Genomic DNA, 18,523 nt, shown 5'->3' with positions numbered 1-18,523 from the left:
CGGTCAGGCCGGTCAGGCCGGTCAGGCCGGAACGCCGAAGCGCCGAAGCGCCGAAGCGCCCCGGCCTGGTGGGGCCGGGGCGCTTCGGTGCGTGCTGCTCGCCGAGCTGGCCAAGCGGTTCCGCGCCCCTCGGGGAGGGGCGACGGATCAGATCAGGCCGAGCTCGCGGACCGCGTCGCGCTCCTCCGACAGCTCCTTGACGGAGGCGTCGATGCGGGCGCGGGAGAACTCGTTGACGTCCAGGCCCTGGACGATCTCGTACGCGCCGTCCTTGCAGGTGACGGGGAAGGAGGAGATCAGGCCGGCCGGGACGCCGTAGGAGCCGTCCGACGGGATGCCCATCGAGGTCCAGTCGCCCTCGGCGGTGCCGTTGACCCAGGTGTGCACGTGGTCGATGGCGGCGTTGGCGGCCGAGGCCGCGGAGGACGCACCGCGGGCGTCGATGATCGCGGCGCCGCGCTTGGCGACGGTCGGGATGAAGGTGTCGGCGAGCCACGCCTGGTCGGCCACGACCTCGGCGGCGTTCTTGCCGGCGATCTCCGCGTGGAAGATGTCCGGGTACTGGGTCGCCGAGTGGTTGCCCCAGATCGTGAGGCGCTTGATGTCGGAGACGGCGGCACCGGTCTTGGCGGCCAGCTGCGAGATCGCGCGGTTGTGGTCCAGGCGGGTCATCGCGGTGAAGCGCTCGGCCGGTACGTCCGGGGCGGCGGCCTGCGCGATGAGCGCGTTGGTGTTGGCCGGGTTGCCCACGACCAGGACCTTGATGTCGTCTGCGGCGTGCGCGTTGATGGCCTGGCCCTGCGGCTTGAAGATGCCGCCGTTGGCGGCGAGCAGGTCACCGCGTTCCATGCCCGCGGTACGCGGACGGGCGCCCACGAGCAGCGCGACGTTGGCGCCGTCGAAGCCCTTGTTCGGGTCGTCGAAGATGTCGATGCCGGCGAGCAGCGGGAAGGCGCAGTCGTCGAGCTCCATGGCGGTGCCCTCGGCGGCCTTCATTCCCTGGGGGATCTCCAGGAGCCGGAGCTTGACCGGCACGTCCGCGCCGAGCAGGTGGCCGGACGCGATACGGAAGAGCAGCGCGTAGCCGATCTGGCCGGCGGCGCCGGTGACGGTGACATTCACAGGAGTGCGGGTCATGGCCTTCTCCGTTAGACAGCTGGCGGTGGGGCGTCCCTGCCCCATGTGCTGGAGGACGCCGCTCCCCTGTAAATCTTGACGTGAAGAGACATCCGCGGTCAGGCTATCCGACCCGGACGCGGCCCAACCCCCGGGTCCCTGTGGTGCGCGGCACACGGACCCCGGCGTTTCGAAGGCGGAGCCGGTTCCCGGGCCTGCGTTCGACCGGGAAGATCCGATCCGGCCCCCCTCCCACGAGGGCGTCGCCGTGCACGTCACGGGGGACGCCTCGCAGACGGCGGGCCCGGCGTCGGCGACGCACGGCTGCCCTCACCTCAGTGCTCACCTCGTCGCGGCTCACCTCACGGTGAAGCGGACCGCGCTCTCCAGGAACGGGATCTCCAGCAGCGGCCTGGGCTCCATCACCAGCGCGAGCAACGTGATCGCCACGCCCAGCACCCCGTACGTGATCATGTCCGTGAAGCGGGAGCGCACCGCGAGCATGCCCACCGAGGGCAGCACCCGCCGCAGCACCGCCGCCGCGATCAGCGCCACGCCGATCACCAGGCACCCGGCCCGGGCCTGCCCGAGCGCGGTGGTCAGCAGCCCCACCGCGGTCGCGGCGAGCACGCTGAGCATCGGCCACTGGCGGGCGGGGGTGGACACGGCGCCGGGGACGGCCCGGCCGCTGCCCTCGGGGCGGGCCGTGTCCCGCGTGATGGACGGAAAGCGGCGGGACCTGGCCGTGCCGCTCCCGTTCACGTGCTCGGCACCCGGTTCAGTGCGCACTGCCGGTCCGCTCCGCCGCCTCGACGACGTTGACGAGCAGCTGGGCGCGGGTCATCGGGCCGACGCCGCCCGGGTTCGGCGAGATCCACGCGGCGACCTCGGCGACACCGGGGTGCACGTCGCCGACGATCTTTCCGGCCTCGTCACGGCTGACGCCCACGTCGAGCACGGCCGCGCCCGGCTTCACGTCCTCGGGCTTGACCAGGTGCGGCACTCCGGCCGCGGCGACGACGATGTCCGCCTGGCGCAGCAGCCCCGAGAGGTCGCGCGTACCGGTGTGGCACAGCGTCACGGTGGCGTTCTCGGACTTGCGGGTCAGCAGCAGGCCGATGGACCGGCCGACGGTGATCCCCCGGCCGAGGACGACGACGTGCGCCCCGTCGATCTCGACGCCGTGGTGGCGCAGCAGCGCGACGATTCCGTACGGGGTGCAGGGCAGCGGGCCCGGCTCGTTCAGCACGAGCCTGCCGAGGGAGGTGGGGTGCAGCCCGTCGGCGTCCTTCAGCGGGTCCATCAGCTCCAGGACCCGGTTGGTGTCGATGCCCTTGGGGAGCGGGAGTTGGACGATGTATCCGGTGCACTGCGGATTGGCGTTGAGCTCCCGCACGACCTCCTCGATGTCCTCCTGGGAGGCCGTCGCGGGCAGTTCGCGCTGGATGGAGGCGATGCCGACCTCGGCGCAGTCCTTGTGCTTGCCGTTGACGTACCAGCGGCTGCCCGGATCGTCCCCGACGAGCAGGGTGCCGAGGCCGGGGGTGATGCCCCGGGCCTTCAGGGCCGCCACACGGGCGGTCAGTTCTGACTTGATCGCGGCCGCGGTGGCCTTGCCATCGAGAATCTGGGCGGTCATGCCCCCATCCTCCCGGATGAGGTGGCCCGGGTTCCAGTCAAGGTGCTCGCGGAACCGCAGGGTTCATTGCACTTGCACAACAAGTGACGGGTGCCGGGACCGCCAACTGGACAAGGCCTCGCAGGCCGGACCACGATGAAACGACTGAGTGCCGCGGGCAGTGCCGGGGGGCGGACCGCACCGTGCAGGATTCCTCCGCGCTCATTGCCGTGCGTCCCTGCACTTCCACGGAGGAACACCCCAGATGAGTTTCGGCGACCCGCACAACCCGTACGGACAGCAGCCGCAGGCGCAGCCCGGCTACGGCTACCCCCAGCAGGCCCCGCAGGGCGGCTACGGCTACCCCCAGCAGGCTGCGCAGGGCTACCCCGGCGGGCCCGCCGGATTCCCGGGCGGTCCGGGCGTCCCCGTGGAGATGCCCGGCGGGGCGAAGGCGGCCCGCGTCGTCCTCTTCGTCATCGGCGCCCTGCATGTACTGGGCGGCCTGTTCCTCATCGTCGTCGGCGCCCTGTTCGCCTCGGCGATGTCGAGCTCCGGCACCGGCTACTCCGGCTCCTCGGCGGAGGACGCCGGTGCCATCGCCGGGACCGCCGGCGTCGTCGTGGGCCTGCTCGTCATCGCCTACGCCCTGTGGCCCATCCTGACCGCGGCCAAGCTGGCCAAGGGCCGGGGCGGGGTGCGCGTCTCCGGCATCATCTTCGGCTCGCTCCAGACCCTCTTCGCCGCGCCCGGCGTGCTCCTGTACCTGGTCGCGCTCGATGCGAGCGAGAACGACGCGGCCGGCGTCGTCTTCCTCGCCGTGCTGCCGTCCCTGGTGTCCCTCGCCCTCGGCCTGACCATCGTGATCGGTCTGGCCAAGGCCGGCGACTACTTCCGGCGCCCCCGGTACTGACCGCCGCCGGTCCCGACACGGCGAAGGCCGCGACCCGCAGTGCGGGTCGCGGCCTTCGCCGTGTCGGGACCGGAACTCAGTGGAAGAAGTGCCGGGTCCCGGTGAAGTACATCGTCACGCCGGCCTTCTGCGCGGCCTCGACGACCTGCTCGTCGCGGACCGAACCGCCCGGCTGGACCACGGCCTTGATGCCCGCCGCGGTCAGGATCTCCAGGCCGTCCGGGAAGGGGAAGAAGGCGTCGGACGCGGCGTACGAGTCCTGCGCGCGCTCGGCACCGGCCCGCTCGACGGCGAGCTTGGCCGAGTCGACGCGGTTGACCTGGCCCATGCCGACGCCGACCGAGGCGCCGTCCTTGGCGAGCAGGATGGCGTTCGACTTGACGGCCCGGCAGGCCCGCCACGCGAAGGCCAGCTCGGCGAGCTCCGCCGGGGACAGGGCCTCGCCGGTGGCCAGGGTCCAGTTGGCCGGGTCGTCGCCCTCGGCCTGGAAGACGTCCGACTCCTGGAGCAGCACGCCGCCGGAGACGGGCTTGAGGTCGCCCGGCTGGTGCGGGGTGCCGTCGACCTTGAGGACGCGGATGTTCTTCTTCCTGGCCAGGATCTCCACCGCACCGTCCTCGTAACCGGGGGCAGCGATGACCTCGGTGAAGATCTCCGCGACCTGCTCGGCGAGCTCGACGGTGACCGGGCGGTTGACGGCGATGACACCGCCGAACGCCGACAGCGGGTCGCAGGCGTGCGCCTTGCGGTGGGCGGCGGCGACGTCCGCGCCCACCGCGATGCCGCACGGGTTGGCGTGCTTGATGATCGCCACGCACGGCTCTTCGTGGTCGTAGGCGGCGCGGCGCGCGGCCTCGGTGTCCACGTAGTTGTTGAAGGACATCTCCTTGCCGTGCAACTGCTCGGCATTGGCGAGTCCGCCCGGCTGACCGTCCGTGTAGAGGGCGGCGGCCTGGTGCGGGTTCTCGCCGTAGCGCAGGGTGGACTTGCGCTCCCAGGCGCCGGCCAGGAACTCGGGCAGCGCGCCCTCCTCGCCCTCCGGTGCGTACGCGTTCGTGAACCAGGAGGCGACGGCCACGTCGTAGGCGGCGGTGTGCTGGAAGGCCTCGGCCGCCAGACGCTTGCGGGCGGTGAGGTCGAAGCCGCCGCCCTGGGCCGCGGCGATGACGTCGGCGTACCGCTCGGGGCTGGTGACCACGGAGACCGACGGGTGGTTCTTGGCGGCGGCGCGGACCATCGACGGCCCGCCGATGTCGATCTGCTCGACGCACTCGTCCGCAGTGGCACCCGACTGGACGGTGGCCTGGAACGGGTACAGGTTGACGACGACGAGGTCGAAGGGCTCGACGCCCAGCTCGGCGAGCTGGCTGCGGTGGTCCTCCAGGCGCAGGTCGGCGAGGATGCCGGCGTGCACGCGCGGGTGCAGGGTCTTGACCCGGCCGTCCAGGCACTCGGGGAAGCCGGTCAGCTCCTCCACCTTGGTGACGGGCACCCCGGCAGCGGCGATCTTCGAGGCGGTGGAGCCGGTGGAGACGAGCGCGACGCCCGCCCCGTGCAGGCCGAGAGCCAGCTCTTCCAGTCCCGTCTTGTCGTAGACGCTGATGAGCGCACGACGGATCGGCCGCTGGGTCGTGGTCGGGTCGTTGCTCGCTGCGGTGTCTGCGGCGGTCACTGGATTGTTACCTTTCGTCCCTCAATGCGGTAGCCGTGCCGGGCCAGGCGCCCCACGACGTCGACGAGCAGCTGTCGCTCGACTTCCTTGATGCGCTCGTGAAGAGCGGCTTCGTCGTCCTCGTCCCGAACTTCGACCACACCCTGGGCGATGATCGGACCGGTGTCCACGCCGCTGTCCACGAAGTGGACCGTGCAGCCGGTGACCTTCGCGCCGTAGGCGAGCGCGTCCCGCACGCCGTGCGCGCCGGGGAAGGAGGGGAGGAGGGCGGGGTGGGTGTTGATGAACCGGCCGCCGAAGCGGTCGATGAACTCCTTGCCCACGATCTTCATGAAACCGGCCGACACGACGAGGTCGGGCGCGTGCGCGCCGGTCGCCGCGGTGAGGGCGGCGTCCCACTCGGCACGGCTTCCGTAGTCCTTCACCGGGCAGACGAAGGTGGGGATCCCGGCCTTCTCCGCCCGCTCCAGGCCGGCGATGTCCGCGCGGTCGGCCCCCACGGCGACGACTTCGGCACCGAAGCCCTCGGGTCCGCCGGGATGGGCGTCGATGGCGTCGAGCAGGGCCTGGAGGTTGGTGCCGGAACCGGAGACCAGCACGACCAGGCGGGAGGCGGCCATGGGAGGCCCTTTCTCGCGGGATTGCGGTGTTCGTCTTTGTGTGGTCATACGAATCTCCGGGGTACCGATATACGGGGAACCCTACGAAGCCGCCGACCGCCTGCAACGATACCGGCACACCGGACGGCCCCCGAGGGACGGGGGGACGGGCGGGCGGTAGCGTCTGGCGTACAAGCCGCAAACTGGCCTCACCTCGCCTCGATGTCCTCGTGACGTCCATGACACAGGGGAAGTAACACACCCGATGCCGGACCGCCGTCAGCCCGACTCCCCCACCGACGACAACCCCTACGCGGCCCCGCCGGAGGGCCGGCCCGACCAGCCGTGGCAGCCGCGCAGCGGCGGCGACGGCGGGAACGGCGACGGGAACGGCCCGGGGGACTCGGGCGGCCAACGGGGTCCGGCGCGCTGGGACCCGACGGACCCGATCCAGCGCCGTGCCCGCTACGCGCTGCTGGCCGGCATGTGGGGCTTCTTCTTCGGGATCTTCGGGATCCCGTCGGTCGGCCTGCTGCTGGGCGCGCTCGCCCTGTACTGGGGGATCAGCGCGCTGCGCGGCAAGCCGGCCGCGGCGACCGGCGAGCCGGGTGCCCCCAAGGGCCTGGACGCGCTGGGCCCGGCGGCCCGCCCCCAGCGCACCGCGGCGGTGAGCGGCCTGGTCACCGCCTCGCTGGCGATCCTGCTGGCCATGAGCTCGTACGCACTGCAGCTCGCGTACAAGGACTTCTACGTCTGCCGCGACGACGCCCTCACCAAATCGGCGGAGCTCCAGTGCAACAGCCTCCTGCCGGACAACGTCGTCGGCGACGTCCTGAAGGTCCCCCTCTAAGGGCGTGATGCGAAGGTCCCGCCCCGCCGATGTCCCCGGCGCGGGGGCCCGGAGGCGACGGCTAGGCGGCGGCTAGGCGGGCGGTTTTCGCCGGGGCAGCACCCTCGCCCCGGCCACCGGCTGCGGACTCGGCGGCGGGCCCACCGGCCCCGCACCCGATCCCGAACCCGATCCCGGACCCGGCCTCGGCCTCGGACCGAGATCCAGCCCGGCCACCACCGTCACCGCCCGCCGCGCCCGTACCGGGGGGACCGCCTCCGGAGCCGCCACGGCCTCGGGTGCGGCCGCGGTCTCCGGCATCACCGCGACCGCAGGTGCGGCCGCCGCCACCGGAGCCGCCACCGCCGCCGCAACCGCCGGAGGCACCGGCTCGGGCGGGATCTCCGGAACCAGCGCCCCCGACGCCTTCCGCATCGCCTCCCACCTCAGTTCCCGCACCCCGCTGTCGTGCCAGCCGTCGTCCACCGGAGCGTCCGCGTCCACCGCTGCCGGTCCCTGCGCCGGGCGATAGCGCCACGCGTGCACCCCCACCGCGACCGGCACGGCCAGCAGCAGCGTCCACGCGAAGGCGGCCGCTCCCGTGGCCCACCACACCGGCCCGAACTCGGCGAGCCGCCGCGAACCCAGCGGTCCCGCCGAGGCCGCCGCGAGCCCGGCCATCACCAGGCCGCACACCAGCGCTCCGAGTGCCGCCGTGAGCGCGGTCTCCCCGTACGAGACCTCACGCGCCCGGCGCACCGCGAACCAGCCCACCGCCAGCCCCGCGACCACCGGCACCGCGGTGGCGGTCCAGGTCAGCGGGGTGCCCGGCCCTGCGGCCGGGAGCGCCTCCAGCAGCGGGAACCGGGGCAGCGCGGGCGCGCCCGCGAAGCCGAGCGGGGAGGCCGTCACCTCGGCGCCGAGGGCGAAGCCGGGGCCGAGGGCGTAGGACGCCGCCCAGACCATGGCGTTCGGAATCAGGGCGACCGCGAGCAGCAGGACCGCGAACCGGCCCGACCACACCCCGGTCAGCGACAGGAACGAGCTCTGGACCTGCGCACCGTGCCAGGCGAGCGAGGCGCCGACGAGCAGCGCCCCGCCGCCCAGGAGCACCAGGGCGCCGCCGGCGCCCGCCCGCAGCGCCAGCGCGTACCGAGGGCGTGCGAAGCCGCGGCGCACGCCTCTCGGCAGCCAGTTCGGCAGCGGCCCGAGCGGCCGCCCCTTGGCCCCCCACACGCCTCCGGCCGCGGCCAGTACGGCGACCATCGGAACGTGCCAGGCGGCGCTGATCGGGTCGGCCGGCATCGGGCCGCCGGCGGCGTACACCGTGGCGAACGCGCCGACGGCGAGGTACCCGCAGAGCACGGCCGAGAACACGGCCGTCGCGGGCAGCACCTCCTCGCCCTCCTCCTCGCAGGCGCCGCCCAGCCGGGCCGCCCGCCGCATGAGCAGGACGGGCAGCCCGATGAGCAGCAGCGGTGTCACACCAACGGGTGCCGGTACGCCGGAGAGCGTGTCGTACCGCACCAGTTCGGCCCCGTGGGCGAGCAGCCACAGCCCGGCGGCGAGGTGCAGGGCACCACCGGGGCCGCTGTCGGGATAGGGGGAGCTGATCCACAGGACGATGACGAGCACGGCGAGGAAGCCGAGCCCGAGTCCGGCCGCCACGGCGCCGCCCACCACGCATGCGGCGGCGGCCGGCGAACGCCGTCGCACGCCGGCTCGCGGGGCCGCCGGCAACCGGGTCCCGCGTTCGGTCACTTGGGTCACCCCGCCATGGTGCCAACGACACGCGCTATGGACGGGTAACAGGCGAATGTCCGTGGTGTCGCCCAATATACGTTTATGTACTTTATTGCTCAGGGCTGCCGGGTCGCGGGGAGTGTGGCATGACAAGAAGCGTCGAGGGCCTGCCCGCCCCGCACGAGCGCCGAAGACTGCGCGAGGCCGCGGAACTGACGCTCGATGAGGTCGCGGCGGCCGTGGGCGTCACCGCGGCGACGGTCCGCCACTGGGAGTCCGGGCGCACGAACCCGCGCGGCCGCAAGCAGGACGCCTACGCACGTTTCCTCGACGGCCTCGCGGCACCGCCGGTGGAGGGGGCACCCGGGGGCGGGGGCGGTCCGGCCGGCCCGGACGAAGGCGCAGCGGCCGCCGTCGCCCCCGGCACCGGGGGCGGCCCACCCGGCGCCGCCACCCGGCCGGTCGTACACCCCCTGAACGGACCCGCCGAAGCCTTCGACACCCTCTACGACCGGGCCACGCCCGCCCTCGCCCGGCAGGCCTACCTGCTCACCGGCCGCCGTGCCCTCGCCCTGGAGGCCGTCGACCGGGCCTTCACCCGGGCCTGGGACCAGTGGCCGGAAGTGGCCGCCGACCCGGACCCGGAAGGCTGGGTGCGCGCGATCGCGTACGAGCACGCGCTCTCCCCCTGGCACCGGTTCCGGCGTGCCCACCGCAAGCCCGACCGGCTCCCCGCCGATCCCGCCGACCGGATCCTGCTCGACGCGCTGCTCGCCCTGTCCGCCCTCCACCGGCGCACCGTCCTGCTCTACGACGGCGTCGGCCTGGACCTGCCCGACACCGCAGCCGAGACCGAGGCCACCACCCTCGCCGCCGGCAACCGCATCCTGCACGCGCACGCCGAGCTCGCCGCCCGGATCCCCGAACTGGCCGACGTACCGGTCGAGAAGCAGTCCGCGGCGCTGCGGGAGCGGCTCGTCGGCCTGCGGCCGCCCTTCCCGCTCGACCCGCGCCCGGCCGCGACGGTCCGCGGCGGCGGCGAGCGGCGCGGCCGGCAGTGGACCCGGGCGACACTCGGCCTGACCGCGGTGATCACGGTCGCCACCGCCTACACGGCGGCGACCGCACCCACCCGGTACGACCCACCGCCGGCACCCGGCGAGAGCGTGTCCGGGGTGCCGCCGCTCAGCGGCCCGCAGCAGCTCACCGAACGGAGCAGGCAACTGCACGACAAGCTGCGCACGGATCCGCAGGCGGGCCCGGCACGCATCACGCCGAGGATCGAGTGAGAGCTCGTACGCGAACGGGCGTGGCCCGCACCCCGAGGGGTGCGGGCCACGCCCGTTCAGCCTTACGGCCGCTGCTTACTGAGCGGCGTTCAGGATCGCGCGAGCGAGCTCGGCGGTCTCGGTCGGCGTCTTGCCGACCTTGACACCGGCGGCCTCAAGGGCCTCCTTCTTGGCCTGCGCCGTGCCGGAGGAGCCGGAGACGATGGCGCCGGCGTGGCCCATGGTCTTGCCCTCGGGGGCGGTGAAGCCCGCGACGTAGCCGACGACCGGCTTGGTGACGTTCTTCGCGATGAAGTCCGCCGCACGCTCCTCGGCGTCGCCGCCGATCTCACCGATCATGACGATCAGCTCGGTCTCCGGGTCGGCCTCGAAGGCCTCCAGAGCGTCGATGTGCGTGGTGCCGATGACCGGGTCGCCACCGATGCCGACGGCCGAGGTGAAGCCGATGTCGCGCAGCTCGTACATCATCTGGTAGGTCAGCGTGCCGGACTTCGACACGAGACCGATCTTGCCGGGCTTGGTGATGTCGCCCGGGATGATGCCGGCGTTGGACTGGCCGGGGGTGATCAGACCCGGGCAGTTCGGGCCGATGATGCGGGTCTTGTTGCCCTTGGCGGTCGCGTACGCCCAGAAGGCGGCGGAGTCGTGCACCGCGATGCCCTCGGTGATGACGACGGCCAGCGGGATCTCGGCGTCGATGGCCTCGACGACGGCGGCCTTGGCGAAGGCCGGCGGGACGAAGAGGACGGAGACGTTGGCGCCCGTCTTCTCCATCGCCTCGGCGACGGAGCCGAAGACCGGGACCTCGGTGCCGTCGAAGTCGACGGTCGTGCCGGCCTTGCGCGGGTTCACGCCGCCGACGATGTTGGTGCCGTCAGCCAGCATCAGCTTGGTGTGCTTCATGCCCGTGGCACCGGTCATGCCCTGGACGATGACCTTGCTGTCCTTGTTGAGGAAGATAGCCATGTGAGTCTGTGACCTCTGCCCTTACTTCGCAGCCGCGAGCTCGGCGGCCTTGTCGGCCGCGCCGTCCATGGTGTCCACGCGCTGCACCAGCGGGTGGTTGGCGTCCGAGAGGATCTTGCGACCCAGCTCGGCGTTGTTGCCGTCGAGACGGACGACGAGCGGCTTGGTGACCGCCTCGCCCTTCTGCTCCAGCAGGGCGAGCGCCTGGACGATGCCGTTGGCGACCTCGTCGCACGCGGTGATGCCACCGAAGACGTTGACGAAGACGGACTTGACGTCCGGGTCCCCGAGGATGATCTCGAGACCGTTGGCCATGACGGCGGCGGAGGCGCCACCGCCGATGTCCAGGAAGTTGGCGGGCTTGACGCCACCGTGGTTCTCGCCGGCGTAGGCGACGACGTCCAGGGTGCTCATGACGAGACCCGCGCCGTTGCCGATGATGCCGACCTCACCGTCGAGCTTGACGTAGTTGAGGTTCTTCGCCTTGGCGGCGGCCTCGAGCGGGTTCGCGGCGGCGTGGTCGACGAACTCCTCGTGACCCGGCTGACGGAACTCGGCGTTCTCGTCGAGGGAGACCTTGCCGTCGAGGGCGATGACCTCGCCGGAGGCGACCTTGGCGAGCGGGTTGACCTCGACGAGGAGGGCGTCCTCGGCGATGAAGGTGTCCCACAGGGTCACGAGGACCTCGGCGACCTTCTCGGCAACCTCGGCCGGGAACTGCGCCAGCGCGACGATCTCGCGGGCCTTCTCGATGGTCACGCCCTCGTTGGCGTTCACCGGGACCTTGGCGAGCTTCTCCGGGGTCTCCTCGGCGACCTGCTCGATGTCCATGCCGCCCGCGACCGAGGCCATGGCCAGGAAGGTGCGGTTGGTGCGGTCGAGGAGGTACGAGACGTAGTACTCCTCGACGATCTCGGGAGCGGTCTCCGCGATCATCACCTTGTGGACCGTGTGGCCCTTGATGTCCATGCCCAGGATGTCCGTCGCGCGGGCGACGGCCTCGTCCGGGGTGGCGGCCAGCTTCACGCCGCCGGCCTTGCCGCGGCCGCCGACCTTCACCTGCGCCTTGACGACCGACTTGCCGCCCAGCCGCTCGGTGGCCTCGCGAGCCGCCTCAGGCGTGTCGATGACTTCACCGGCCAGCACCGGTACACCGTGCTTGGCGAAGAGGTCCCTCGCCTGGTACTCGAACAGGTCCACGCGCGTCCGTCCCTTGTCTTTTTAAAGATTCGCAGTGATTCGCGGTTGTCTGCTATCTGCGTGGGCGTGCCGCGGAGGGCAACGTGACGGCGCTGTCACAAGGAAGGCGCACACGGTGACCGTGGACGCGGCATGTCCGTCCGGCAGGTTATCCCCGTGGGGCGTGCGACCCTAAATCGCAGATCACACCTGAACGGTGATACCTGTCACAGAACGCCTTACGGTTGAACTGGAAATTCGTGTGATCCGCCGATTCACACCGGTGCCCGGGGCGGGCGTGTCGGAGGGGTCTCAGGGGGTCGGCAGGGGCCGCTTCTCCAGCGCGGCGGCCATTACCTCCGGGAACAGGTCGGGCGTGCAGGCGAAGGCCGGAGCCCCGAGTGCGGCGAGGGCCGCGGCGTGTTCGCGGTCGTAGGCCGGGGCTCCCTCATCGGACAGCGCGAGCAGGGTCACGAATTCGACGCCCGCCGCCTTCATCGCGGCGACCCGGCGCAGCATCTCGTTGCGTATGCCGCCCTCGTAGAGATCACTGATCAGGACCACGACCGTGTCGGCAGGGCGGGTGATCTTCGACTGGCAGTAGGCGAGGGCCCGGCTGATGTCGGTGCCGCCTCCCAGCTGGGTGCCGAAGAGGACGTCGACCGGGTCGTCGAGCTGGTCGGTCAGGTCGGCGACCGCGGTGTCGAAGACGACCAGACGGGTGGCGATCGAACGCATGGAGGCGAGGACCGCGCCGAAGACGGAGGCGTAGACGACGGAGGCCGCCATCGAACCCGACTGGTCGATGCAGAGGATGACCTCCTTCTTCACCGATCGGGCCGCACGGCCGTAACCGATCAGCCGCTCGGGGACGACGGTGGCGTATTCGGGCAGGTAGTTCTTCAGGTTGGCGCGGATCGTACGGTCCCAGTCGATGTCGTGGTGGCGGGGACGGCTGACCCGGGCGGACCGGTCGAGCGCGCCGGTGAGGGTGGCCCGGGTGCGGGTCGCCAGCCGCTTCTCCAGCTGCTCGACCACCGTGCGGACCACGGCCCGCGCCGTCTCCTTCGTCGTGTCGGGCATCGCCTTGTTCAAGGAGAGCAGGGTGCCGACCAGGTGGACGTCCGGTTCGACGGCCTCCAGCATCTCCGGCTCCAGCAGCAGAGCGGACAGGCCGAGCCGCTCGATCGCGTCGCGCTGCATCACCTGGACCACGGAGCTGGGGAAGTACGTACGGATGTCCCCGAGCCAGCGGGCCACGTTCGGCGCGGACCCGCCGAGCCCGGCCGACCTGGCCGCCCCCGATGCGCGGCGGCCCCCTCCTTCGCCGCCTCCCCCGTACAGCGCGCCGAGCGCGGCGTCCATCGCCGCGTCCCGCCCGGTCGGTGTGTGGCCCGTCCCGTCGGCGTCTGCCCCGCCGAGCACCATCCGCCACCGCCGCAGCCGCTCGGCTCCGGCCGGGTCCGCCGTGTCCTGCCCCGCCGCCACGCCCGTCTCCCTGCCGCTCATCCGTCCGTCCCCCTGCACTCGTCGTACTCGTGACTCTTCGATTCCGCCCGCCTGGTCCCGGCCTGCCTGGTCCCGGCCCGTCCGCGTCCGGCCCCGTCCGGCGCGGAGGTCCGGGGCAGCGCCCCGCAACGGCCGCGCCCTCAGCCGGCCGCGACCCCGTCGGGAGACGCGAGCAGCATCCGGACCAGCTCCGTCACCGCGTCCGCCCGCTCCCGGTCCAGGTCGGGGGCGAAGCCTTCGGGGGCGTCGCCCGTCGACCGCGCCGCTCGCGCGGAGGAGGCCGGGCCGCGCCGTACCAGCTCGCCCAGGGTCCTTCGCACCCCCGGCTCGTACGCCCCGAACGTCCGCCTCAGCAACGGGAGCACATCGGTGAAGGCGCGCTCCGGCACGCCCACCAGCCAGCTGTCGATCAGGCCGAGCAGGCGGTCGTCGTGGACCAGCAGCGTGCCGCCGCCCGAACTCCCGCCCGCGAAGCCCTCGATCCAGCCCGCCGCGTCGGCGGGCGAAGCGGCCGGGGACAGGGCGAGCCCCATCAGCCGGGCCGTCTCCCCGGCTTCCAGCCGCCCGTCGTCGAGAAGCAGCCGGGCCGCTCGGCCCCGGATGACGCCCGGCACGGTGTCCCGCTCGGCCAGCGTCCGCAGCACGGCGGACCAGCGCTCCCGCAGCCCGTCGCCGGTGTCCGCCAGCAGGCCGACCGCCGCGTGCACCCCGTCGACGTGGTCGCGCAGCTCCGCCGCCGCGTCAGCGTCCAGGCCGGCCGCACAGGCCGGGGGGAGCGCGACGCATATCCGCTCGGCGAGGCCGGCCGCGACCGCCCCGAGCGCCGTCGCGTCGGTGCCCCGCACGTCGCCGTAGCGCAGCGAACGGGCCAGTGCCGGCAAGGCCTTCGCGAGCCGGGCGACGTCCGTGTCCAGCGCGGCGCGGTCGGCGAGGGCCCGCAGTACGGCCGGGAGGGCCCCGGCCAGTCCGGCCAGCAGGCACCGCTCGGCCAGCGCCGTGATCTCGGCCAGCTCCCCGGCGCCCGCGGCGTCCGCCTCCGCCTTGGCCGTGGCCGCCGCGCGGACGGTGGTGCCCCAGATCCCGGCTTCGGCGACCCGCACGGACAGCTCCGGCTCCCAGCGCAGCCGCCAGGTCTCCCGGAAGGTGCCGGTGCTGCTGCGGGAGGCCGTCGGGGTGCCCCAGTCGATGCCGAGCAGCCGCAGCCGGTGCAGCAGCCGGGACTTCGCGGCATCGGTGTCCTTGCGCAGGTCGAGCTCCAGCTCGCGGTCCCGCGCCTCCGCCTTGAGCCGCAGCGACCGCTGCCGGCGCGTCAGGTCGCGCTGGAGCGGTACGACGGGCGCCGCGTCCGGCACCTCGCCGAGCACGTCGCCGACCACGAGGCGGTCCCCGATGAGGGCGAGCGGTACATCGGAGCCGTCGCACATCACCGCCCGGACGGCTTCCAGGGTCTCCGTCAGGCCGGGCAGGGGCCTGCCCCGCATCGCGGCCAGGGCCCCGGCCAGCCGGACCGCCTCGATGACGTGCGCCGAGGAGACCTGCCGGTCCTCCTCGCGCAGCAGGCCGGCAACCTTGGTCAGCCATCGCTCGATGGGCCGGTCACGGACGGAGAACAGGTGGGCGTACCAGCCGGGCGAGGTGATCCCCGCTCCGTACCCGCCGGCCCGGGCGAGCCGGCGGTGGGTCCACGGCACCCAGGTGGTCTCCACCTTGACCTTCGGCAGTCCGCTCAGCAGCGCCTTGTCGGCGGCCACGGTGGTCTTCGCCCGCAGCGCCGGGACGTGCCAGGCTCCGCACACCACGGCGTACCCGTCACCGAACTCGCGGCGGGCGGCGCGCATCCGCTGCCTCATGTACGCCTCGCGCACCAGGTCGCGGCGGTGGCCGCCGTCGCCGTACGCCTCGCGCAGGGCCCCCATGGCCTCCCCCAGCGCCTCGAACGCGCCGAGCGCCTCCTCCCCCGCACCGGCGCTCCCCCGGTGCTCGACGACGTCCTCCCACCAGCGCTCGGCGTCGTCGTACCCGGCGGTCTCGGCGAGCACCGCGAGGGGGTCGAGCCGGACCGCGTCGGGCTCGGCGTGGTCCGCGTCCGGCTCGGCGGCGGCCAGCGCATGCGCGGCGGGCAGGTCCATGAACCGGACCGGTACGCCGGACTCCTGCGCCCAGCGGATCGCCACCCACTCCGGGGAGAAGTCGGCGAGTGGCCAGAACGCGGCTCGGCCCGGGTCGTCCGCCGCGTGCGCGAGCAGCGCCACGGGAGGCCGCATGCCGGGGTCGGCGGCCAGTGCGAGCAGCGCGTCCCCTTCGGGCGGCCCCTCGATCAGCACGGCCGCCGGGCGGGCCGCCTCCAGGGCGGAGCGGACGGCTCGGGCCGATCCCGGCCCGTGGTGGCGCACGCCGAGGAGCAGTGGGCCCTGGCGGGCGGTGCTCACGCGGTCACCTCCCGGCAGGCCCGGTAGAAGTCCTTCCAGCCGTCACGCTCGCGGACCACGGCCTCCAGGTACTCCTGCCAGACCACCTTGTCGGCCGCCGGATCCCGCACGACGGCGCCGAGGATCCCCGCGGCCACGTCGGAGGGGCGCAGTACGCCGTCCCCGAAGTGGGCGGCCAGGGCGAGGCCGTTGGTGACGACGGAGATGGCCTCTGCCGTGGAGAGGGTGCCGCTGGGCGACTTGACCTTCGTCCGGCCGTCGTCGGTGACCCCGTCGCGCAGCTCCCGGAAGACGGTGACGACGCGGCGGATCTCCTCCAGTCCCTCGGGCCCGGCCGGCAGGTCGAGGGAGCGGCCCATCTGGTCGACGCGCCGGGCCACGATGTCGACCTCGGCGTCGGCGGTGGCGGGCAGTGGCAGGACGACGGTGTTGAAGCGGCGGCGCAGGGCGCTGGAGAGCTCATTGACCCCGCGGTCGCGGTCGTTGGCGGTGGCGATGAGGTTGAAGCCGCGCACGGCCTGGACCTCTTCGCCGAGCTCCGGTATCGGCAGCGTCTTCTCGGACAGGACGGTGATGAGGGTGTCCTGGACGTCGGCGGGGATGCGGGTGAGCTCCTCGACGCGGGCGGTCATGCCCTGGGCCATGGCCCGCATGACGGGGCTGGGGACGAGCGCCTCGCGGCTGGGGCCGTGGGCGAGGAGCCGGGCGTAGTTCCAGCCGTACCGGATGGCCTCCTCGGGGGTGCCGGCGGTGCCCTGGACGAGGAGGGTGGAGTCCCCGCTGACGGCGGCCGCGAGGTGTTCGGACACCCAGGTCTTGGCGGTGCCGGGAACGCCGAGCAGCAGCAGGGCGCGGTCGGTGGCGAGGGTGGTGACGGCGACCTCGACGATGCGGCGCGGTCCCACGTACTTGGGTGTGATCACCGTGCCGTCGTCGAGCGTGCCGCCGAGCAGGTAGGTGGCGACGGCCCGGGGGGAGAGCTTCCAGCGGGTCGGGCGGGGCCTGTCGTCGGCGTCCGCCAGGGCTTTCAGTTCGTGCGCGAAGGCGTCTTCGGCGTGCGGTCGCAGCGCCTCGGTGCCGATGCCGTTCTCGGGCTTGCTCATGGTCCCCCTCCATTGCTCGGCAGTCGCTCCCGACTGCTGTTCCCACGGTGCACCACGCCACTGACAACGCCCCCAACTCAGCGCGTTGTTGCAGGTCAGGGCGATTGTCAGAGGGGGTCTCTACGGTGGTTTCCATGACTGAGCAGGGGGTCCGCTGGACGGCGGAACAGGTACTGGCCCTGGCTCCTGACGATGCCTCACGCAAAGCGGGCGGCAGACTCGGTGGGGCAGGGCCGTGGTCACAGATCGGAGGTTCCGCTTCCGGTTCTGTGTGGGGGCTGTGCAAGGGCAGCGGCAGCAATCCGTACCGGACGGTCGTCGACCTGACCGGACCGGCCTACATGTGCTCCTGCCCGAGCCGGAAGTTCCCGTGCAAGCACGCGCTGGGACTGCTCCTGCTCTGGTCCGCCGAGGGGGTCGGCGAGCCCGGGGAAGCTCCGGACTGGGCCGCACAGTGGCTGGCGGACCGGGCGGCCCGGGCCGCGCGCCCGGCGGCCGGGGCGGCCCGACCGGTCGACGAGGAGGGGGCCCGGCGCAGGGCCGGCCGGCGGGCGGCGCGCGTCGGCGCGGGCGTGACCGAGCTGGAACAGCGGCTGGCCGATCTGCTGCGCGGCGGCCTCGCGGGCCAGGAGCAGGCCGGTTACGGGGCGTGGGAGGAGACCGCGGCCCGGATGGTGGACGCACAGGCACCCGGACTGGCGGGGCGCGTGAGGGAGTTGGCGACGATACCCGGTTGCGGCCCGGGCTGGCCCGCCCGGATGCTGGAGGAGGCGGCGCTGCTGCACCTGCTGGACCGGGCCTGGATGGGGGTGACGGGGCTTCCGGACCAGTTGGCGGCGACCGTGCGCAGCCGGGTGGGACTGCCGGCCTCCGGGGAGGGGGAGGCCGTACGGGACCGTTGGCTGGTGCTCGCGCAGTACGACTCGGTGTCGCCGGACGGACGGCTCACCACCCGCCGGACGTGGCTGCGCGGGCTGGCGGGCGGACGGCCCGCGCTGGTGCTGGACTTCGGGCCGCCCGGGCGGCTGCCTGCGCTGGCGCTGCCGGTGGGGCTGGTGCTGGAGGCGGAGATGCGCTTCCGGCCCGGGTCGGCGGGGCTGCGGGCGGACCTCGGAGAAAGCCGCGCGACGGCCGCACCGTGCCCGGAGGTTCCGGCCGGAGTGAGCACGGGGGCGGCTCTGGAGGCCTACGGGGCGGCGCTACGGGACGACCCGTGGTTGGAGTCCTGGCCTGTGGTGCTCGGGCCGGTGGTTCCGATACCGGGAGAGCTCGGCTGGCAGCTGGCGGACGCGGAGGGCACCTCCGCCCTGCCGGTGCCCCTCACCGGGGCGGGCAGCCGCTCCCGAGGGGGCCTGTGGCAGCTGGCCGCGTTGTCGGGCGGGGGCCCGGTGACGGTCTTCGGCGAGTGCGGACACCGCGGATTCACCCCTCTGACGGCCTGGCAGCCGGACTCGCCGGAGCCGGTCGCCCTGTCCTGAGCGGGGCGGGAGGGACCGCCACGGAGCAAGGGGGCCTGGGGGGTCCCGTGCCGTCGCGCGGCGGTGGCAGGGAGAAGAGC

The 18,523-nt window shown here is 73.2% G+C and carries 15 protein-coding genes; 4 read left to right on the top strand and 11 right to left on the bottom strand.

Features of this window, described 5'->3' with window-relative positions:
- Positions 1 to 147: 147 nt before the first annotated feature.
- From R4Z63_RS19730 to R4Z63_RS19720, 3 genes are all read right to left on the bottom strand, one after another.
- The gene (locus R4Z63_RS19730; protein ID WP_037919096.1) at positions 148 to 1,137 is read right to left on the bottom strand and encodes a malate dehydrogenase; all 990 of its coding nucleotides are present in this window, start codon (positions 1,135 to 1,137) and stop codon (positions 148 to 150) included.
- A gap of 336 nt (positions 1,138 to 1,473) precedes the next feature.
- Positions 1,474 to 1,905, bottom strand: a complete 432-nt coding sequence (locus R4Z63_RS19725; RefSeq protein WP_037919094.1) for a DUF3017 domain-containing protein — start codon at positions 1,903 to 1,905, stop codon at positions 1,474 to 1,476.
- Positions 1,895 to 2,755, bottom strand: coding sequence for a bifunctional methylenetetrahydrofolate dehydrogenase/methenyltetrahydrofolate cyclohydrolase (locus R4Z63_RS19720; protein ID WP_037919092.1), 861 nt, complete (start codon positions 2,753 to 2,755; stop codon positions 1,895 to 1,897). Before R4Z63_RS19720 ends, R4Z63_RS19725 begins: the two co-directional genes overlap by 11 nt.
- Before the next feature lie 244 nt (positions 2,756 to 2,999).
- Between R4Z63_RS19720 and R4Z63_RS19715 the strand changes: the two genes are divergently transcribed.
- On the top strand, positions 3,000 to 3,647 hold the full coding sequence (locus R4Z63_RS19715; RefSeq protein ID WP_384455456.1) for a hypothetical protein: 648 nt from the start codon (positions 3,000 to 3,002) through the stop codon (positions 3,645 to 3,647).
- 76 nt (positions 3,648 to 3,723) lie between these two features.
- Here the strand turns inward: R4Z63_RS19715 and purH are convergent, their stop codons facing one another.
- Both purH and purN read right to left on the bottom strand, forming a co-directional pair.
- Entirely contained in the window at positions 3,724 to 5,319 is a 1,596-nt protein-coding gene (gene purH / locus R4Z63_RS19710) for a bifunctional phosphoribosylaminoimidazolecarboxamide formyltransferase/IMP cyclohydrolase (protein WP_052030281.1), read from the bottom strand.
- Entirely contained in the window at positions 5,316 to 5,939 is a 624-nt protein-coding gene (gene purN / locus R4Z63_RS19705; protein WP_037919087.1) for a phosphoribosylglycinamide formyltransferase, read from the bottom strand. Before purN ends, purH begins: the two co-directional genes overlap by 4 nt.
- A gap of 244 nt (positions 5,940 to 6,183) precedes the next feature.
- Here purN and R4Z63_RS19700 point away from each other — a divergent pair, with 244 nt between their 5' ends.
- On the top strand, positions 6,184 to 6,768 hold the full coding sequence (locus tag R4Z63_RS19700; protein ID WP_384447138.1) for a hypothetical protein: 585 nt from the start codon (positions 6,184 to 6,186) through the stop codon (positions 6,766 to 6,768).
- 72 nt (positions 6,769 to 6,840) lie between these two features.
- Here the strand turns inward: R4Z63_RS19700 and R4Z63_RS19695 are convergent, their stop codons facing one another.
- Complete coding sequence (locus R4Z63_RS19695) at positions 6,841 to 8,517, bottom strand: cell division protein PerM (RefSeq protein WP_384447136.1); 1,677 nt, start codon at positions 8,515 to 8,517, stop codon at positions 6,841 to 6,843.
- 119 nt (positions 8,518 to 8,636) lie between these two features.
- On the opposite strand from R4Z63_RS19695, the gene R4Z63_RS19690 reads away from it, so the two are divergent.
- On the top strand, positions 8,637 to 9,779 hold the full coding sequence (locus tag R4Z63_RS19690) for a helix-turn-helix domain-containing protein (protein ID WP_384447134.1): 1,143 nt from the start codon (positions 8,637 to 8,639) through the stop codon (positions 9,777 to 9,779).
- Positions 9,780 to 9,854: 75 nt separating this feature from the next.
- Here the strand turns inward: R4Z63_RS19690 and sucD are convergent, their stop codons facing one another.
- The 5 genes from sucD to R4Z63_RS19665 form a co-directional block, all read right to left on the bottom strand.
- Positions 9,855 to 10,745: a succinate--CoA ligase subunit alpha gene (gene sucD, locus R4Z63_RS19685; protein ID WP_030764277.1), complete on the bottom strand. Its 891-nt coding sequence runs from the start codon at positions 10,743 to 10,745 to the stop codon at positions 9,855 to 9,857.
- A 21-nt stretch (positions 10,746 to 10,766) separates the two neighbouring features.
- Positions 10,767 to 11,945, bottom strand: coding sequence for an ADP-forming succinate--CoA ligase subunit beta (sucC, locus tag R4Z63_RS19680; RefSeq protein ID WP_037919079.1), 1,179 nt, complete (start codon positions 11,943 to 11,945; stop codon positions 10,767 to 10,769).
- Positions 11,946 to 12,236: 291 nt separating this feature from the next.
- Positions 12,237 to 13,433: a VWA domain-containing protein gene (locus R4Z63_RS19675; RefSeq protein WP_384447131.1), complete on the bottom strand. Its 1,197-nt coding sequence runs from the start codon at positions 13,431 to 13,433 to the stop codon at positions 12,237 to 12,239.
- A gap of 140 nt (positions 13,434 to 13,573) precedes the next feature.
- A complete protein-coding gene (locus R4Z63_RS19670) occupies positions 13,574 to 15,862 on the bottom strand; it encodes a DUF5682 family protein (RefSeq protein WP_384447129.1) in 2,289 nt (762 codons plus the stop codon).
- Positions 15,859 to 16,965 (bottom strand): ATP-binding protein, encoded by a 1,107-nt coding sequence (locus R4Z63_RS19665; protein ID WP_384447127.1) that lies wholly within the window; start codon positions 16,963 to 16,965, stop codon positions 15,859 to 15,861. The genes R4Z63_RS19670 and R4Z63_RS19665 overlap by 4 nt, the downstream gene beginning before the upstream one ends.
- A gap of 134 nt (positions 16,966 to 17,099) precedes the next feature.
- On the opposite strand from R4Z63_RS19665, the gene R4Z63_RS19660 reads away from it, so the two are divergent.
- Entirely contained in the window at positions 17,100 to 18,443 is a 1,344-nt protein-coding gene (locus tag R4Z63_RS19660; RefSeq protein WP_037919073.1) for an SWIM zinc finger family protein, read from the top strand.
- Positions 18,444 to 18,523: the final 80 nt, after the last annotated feature.

The sequence above is a fragment of the Streptomyces sp. PL-29 genome (assembly GCF_058344425.1).
The sequence above is the reverse complement of the archived record's forward strand: the minus strand, read 5'-3'. Positions and strand labels throughout refer to the sequence as shown.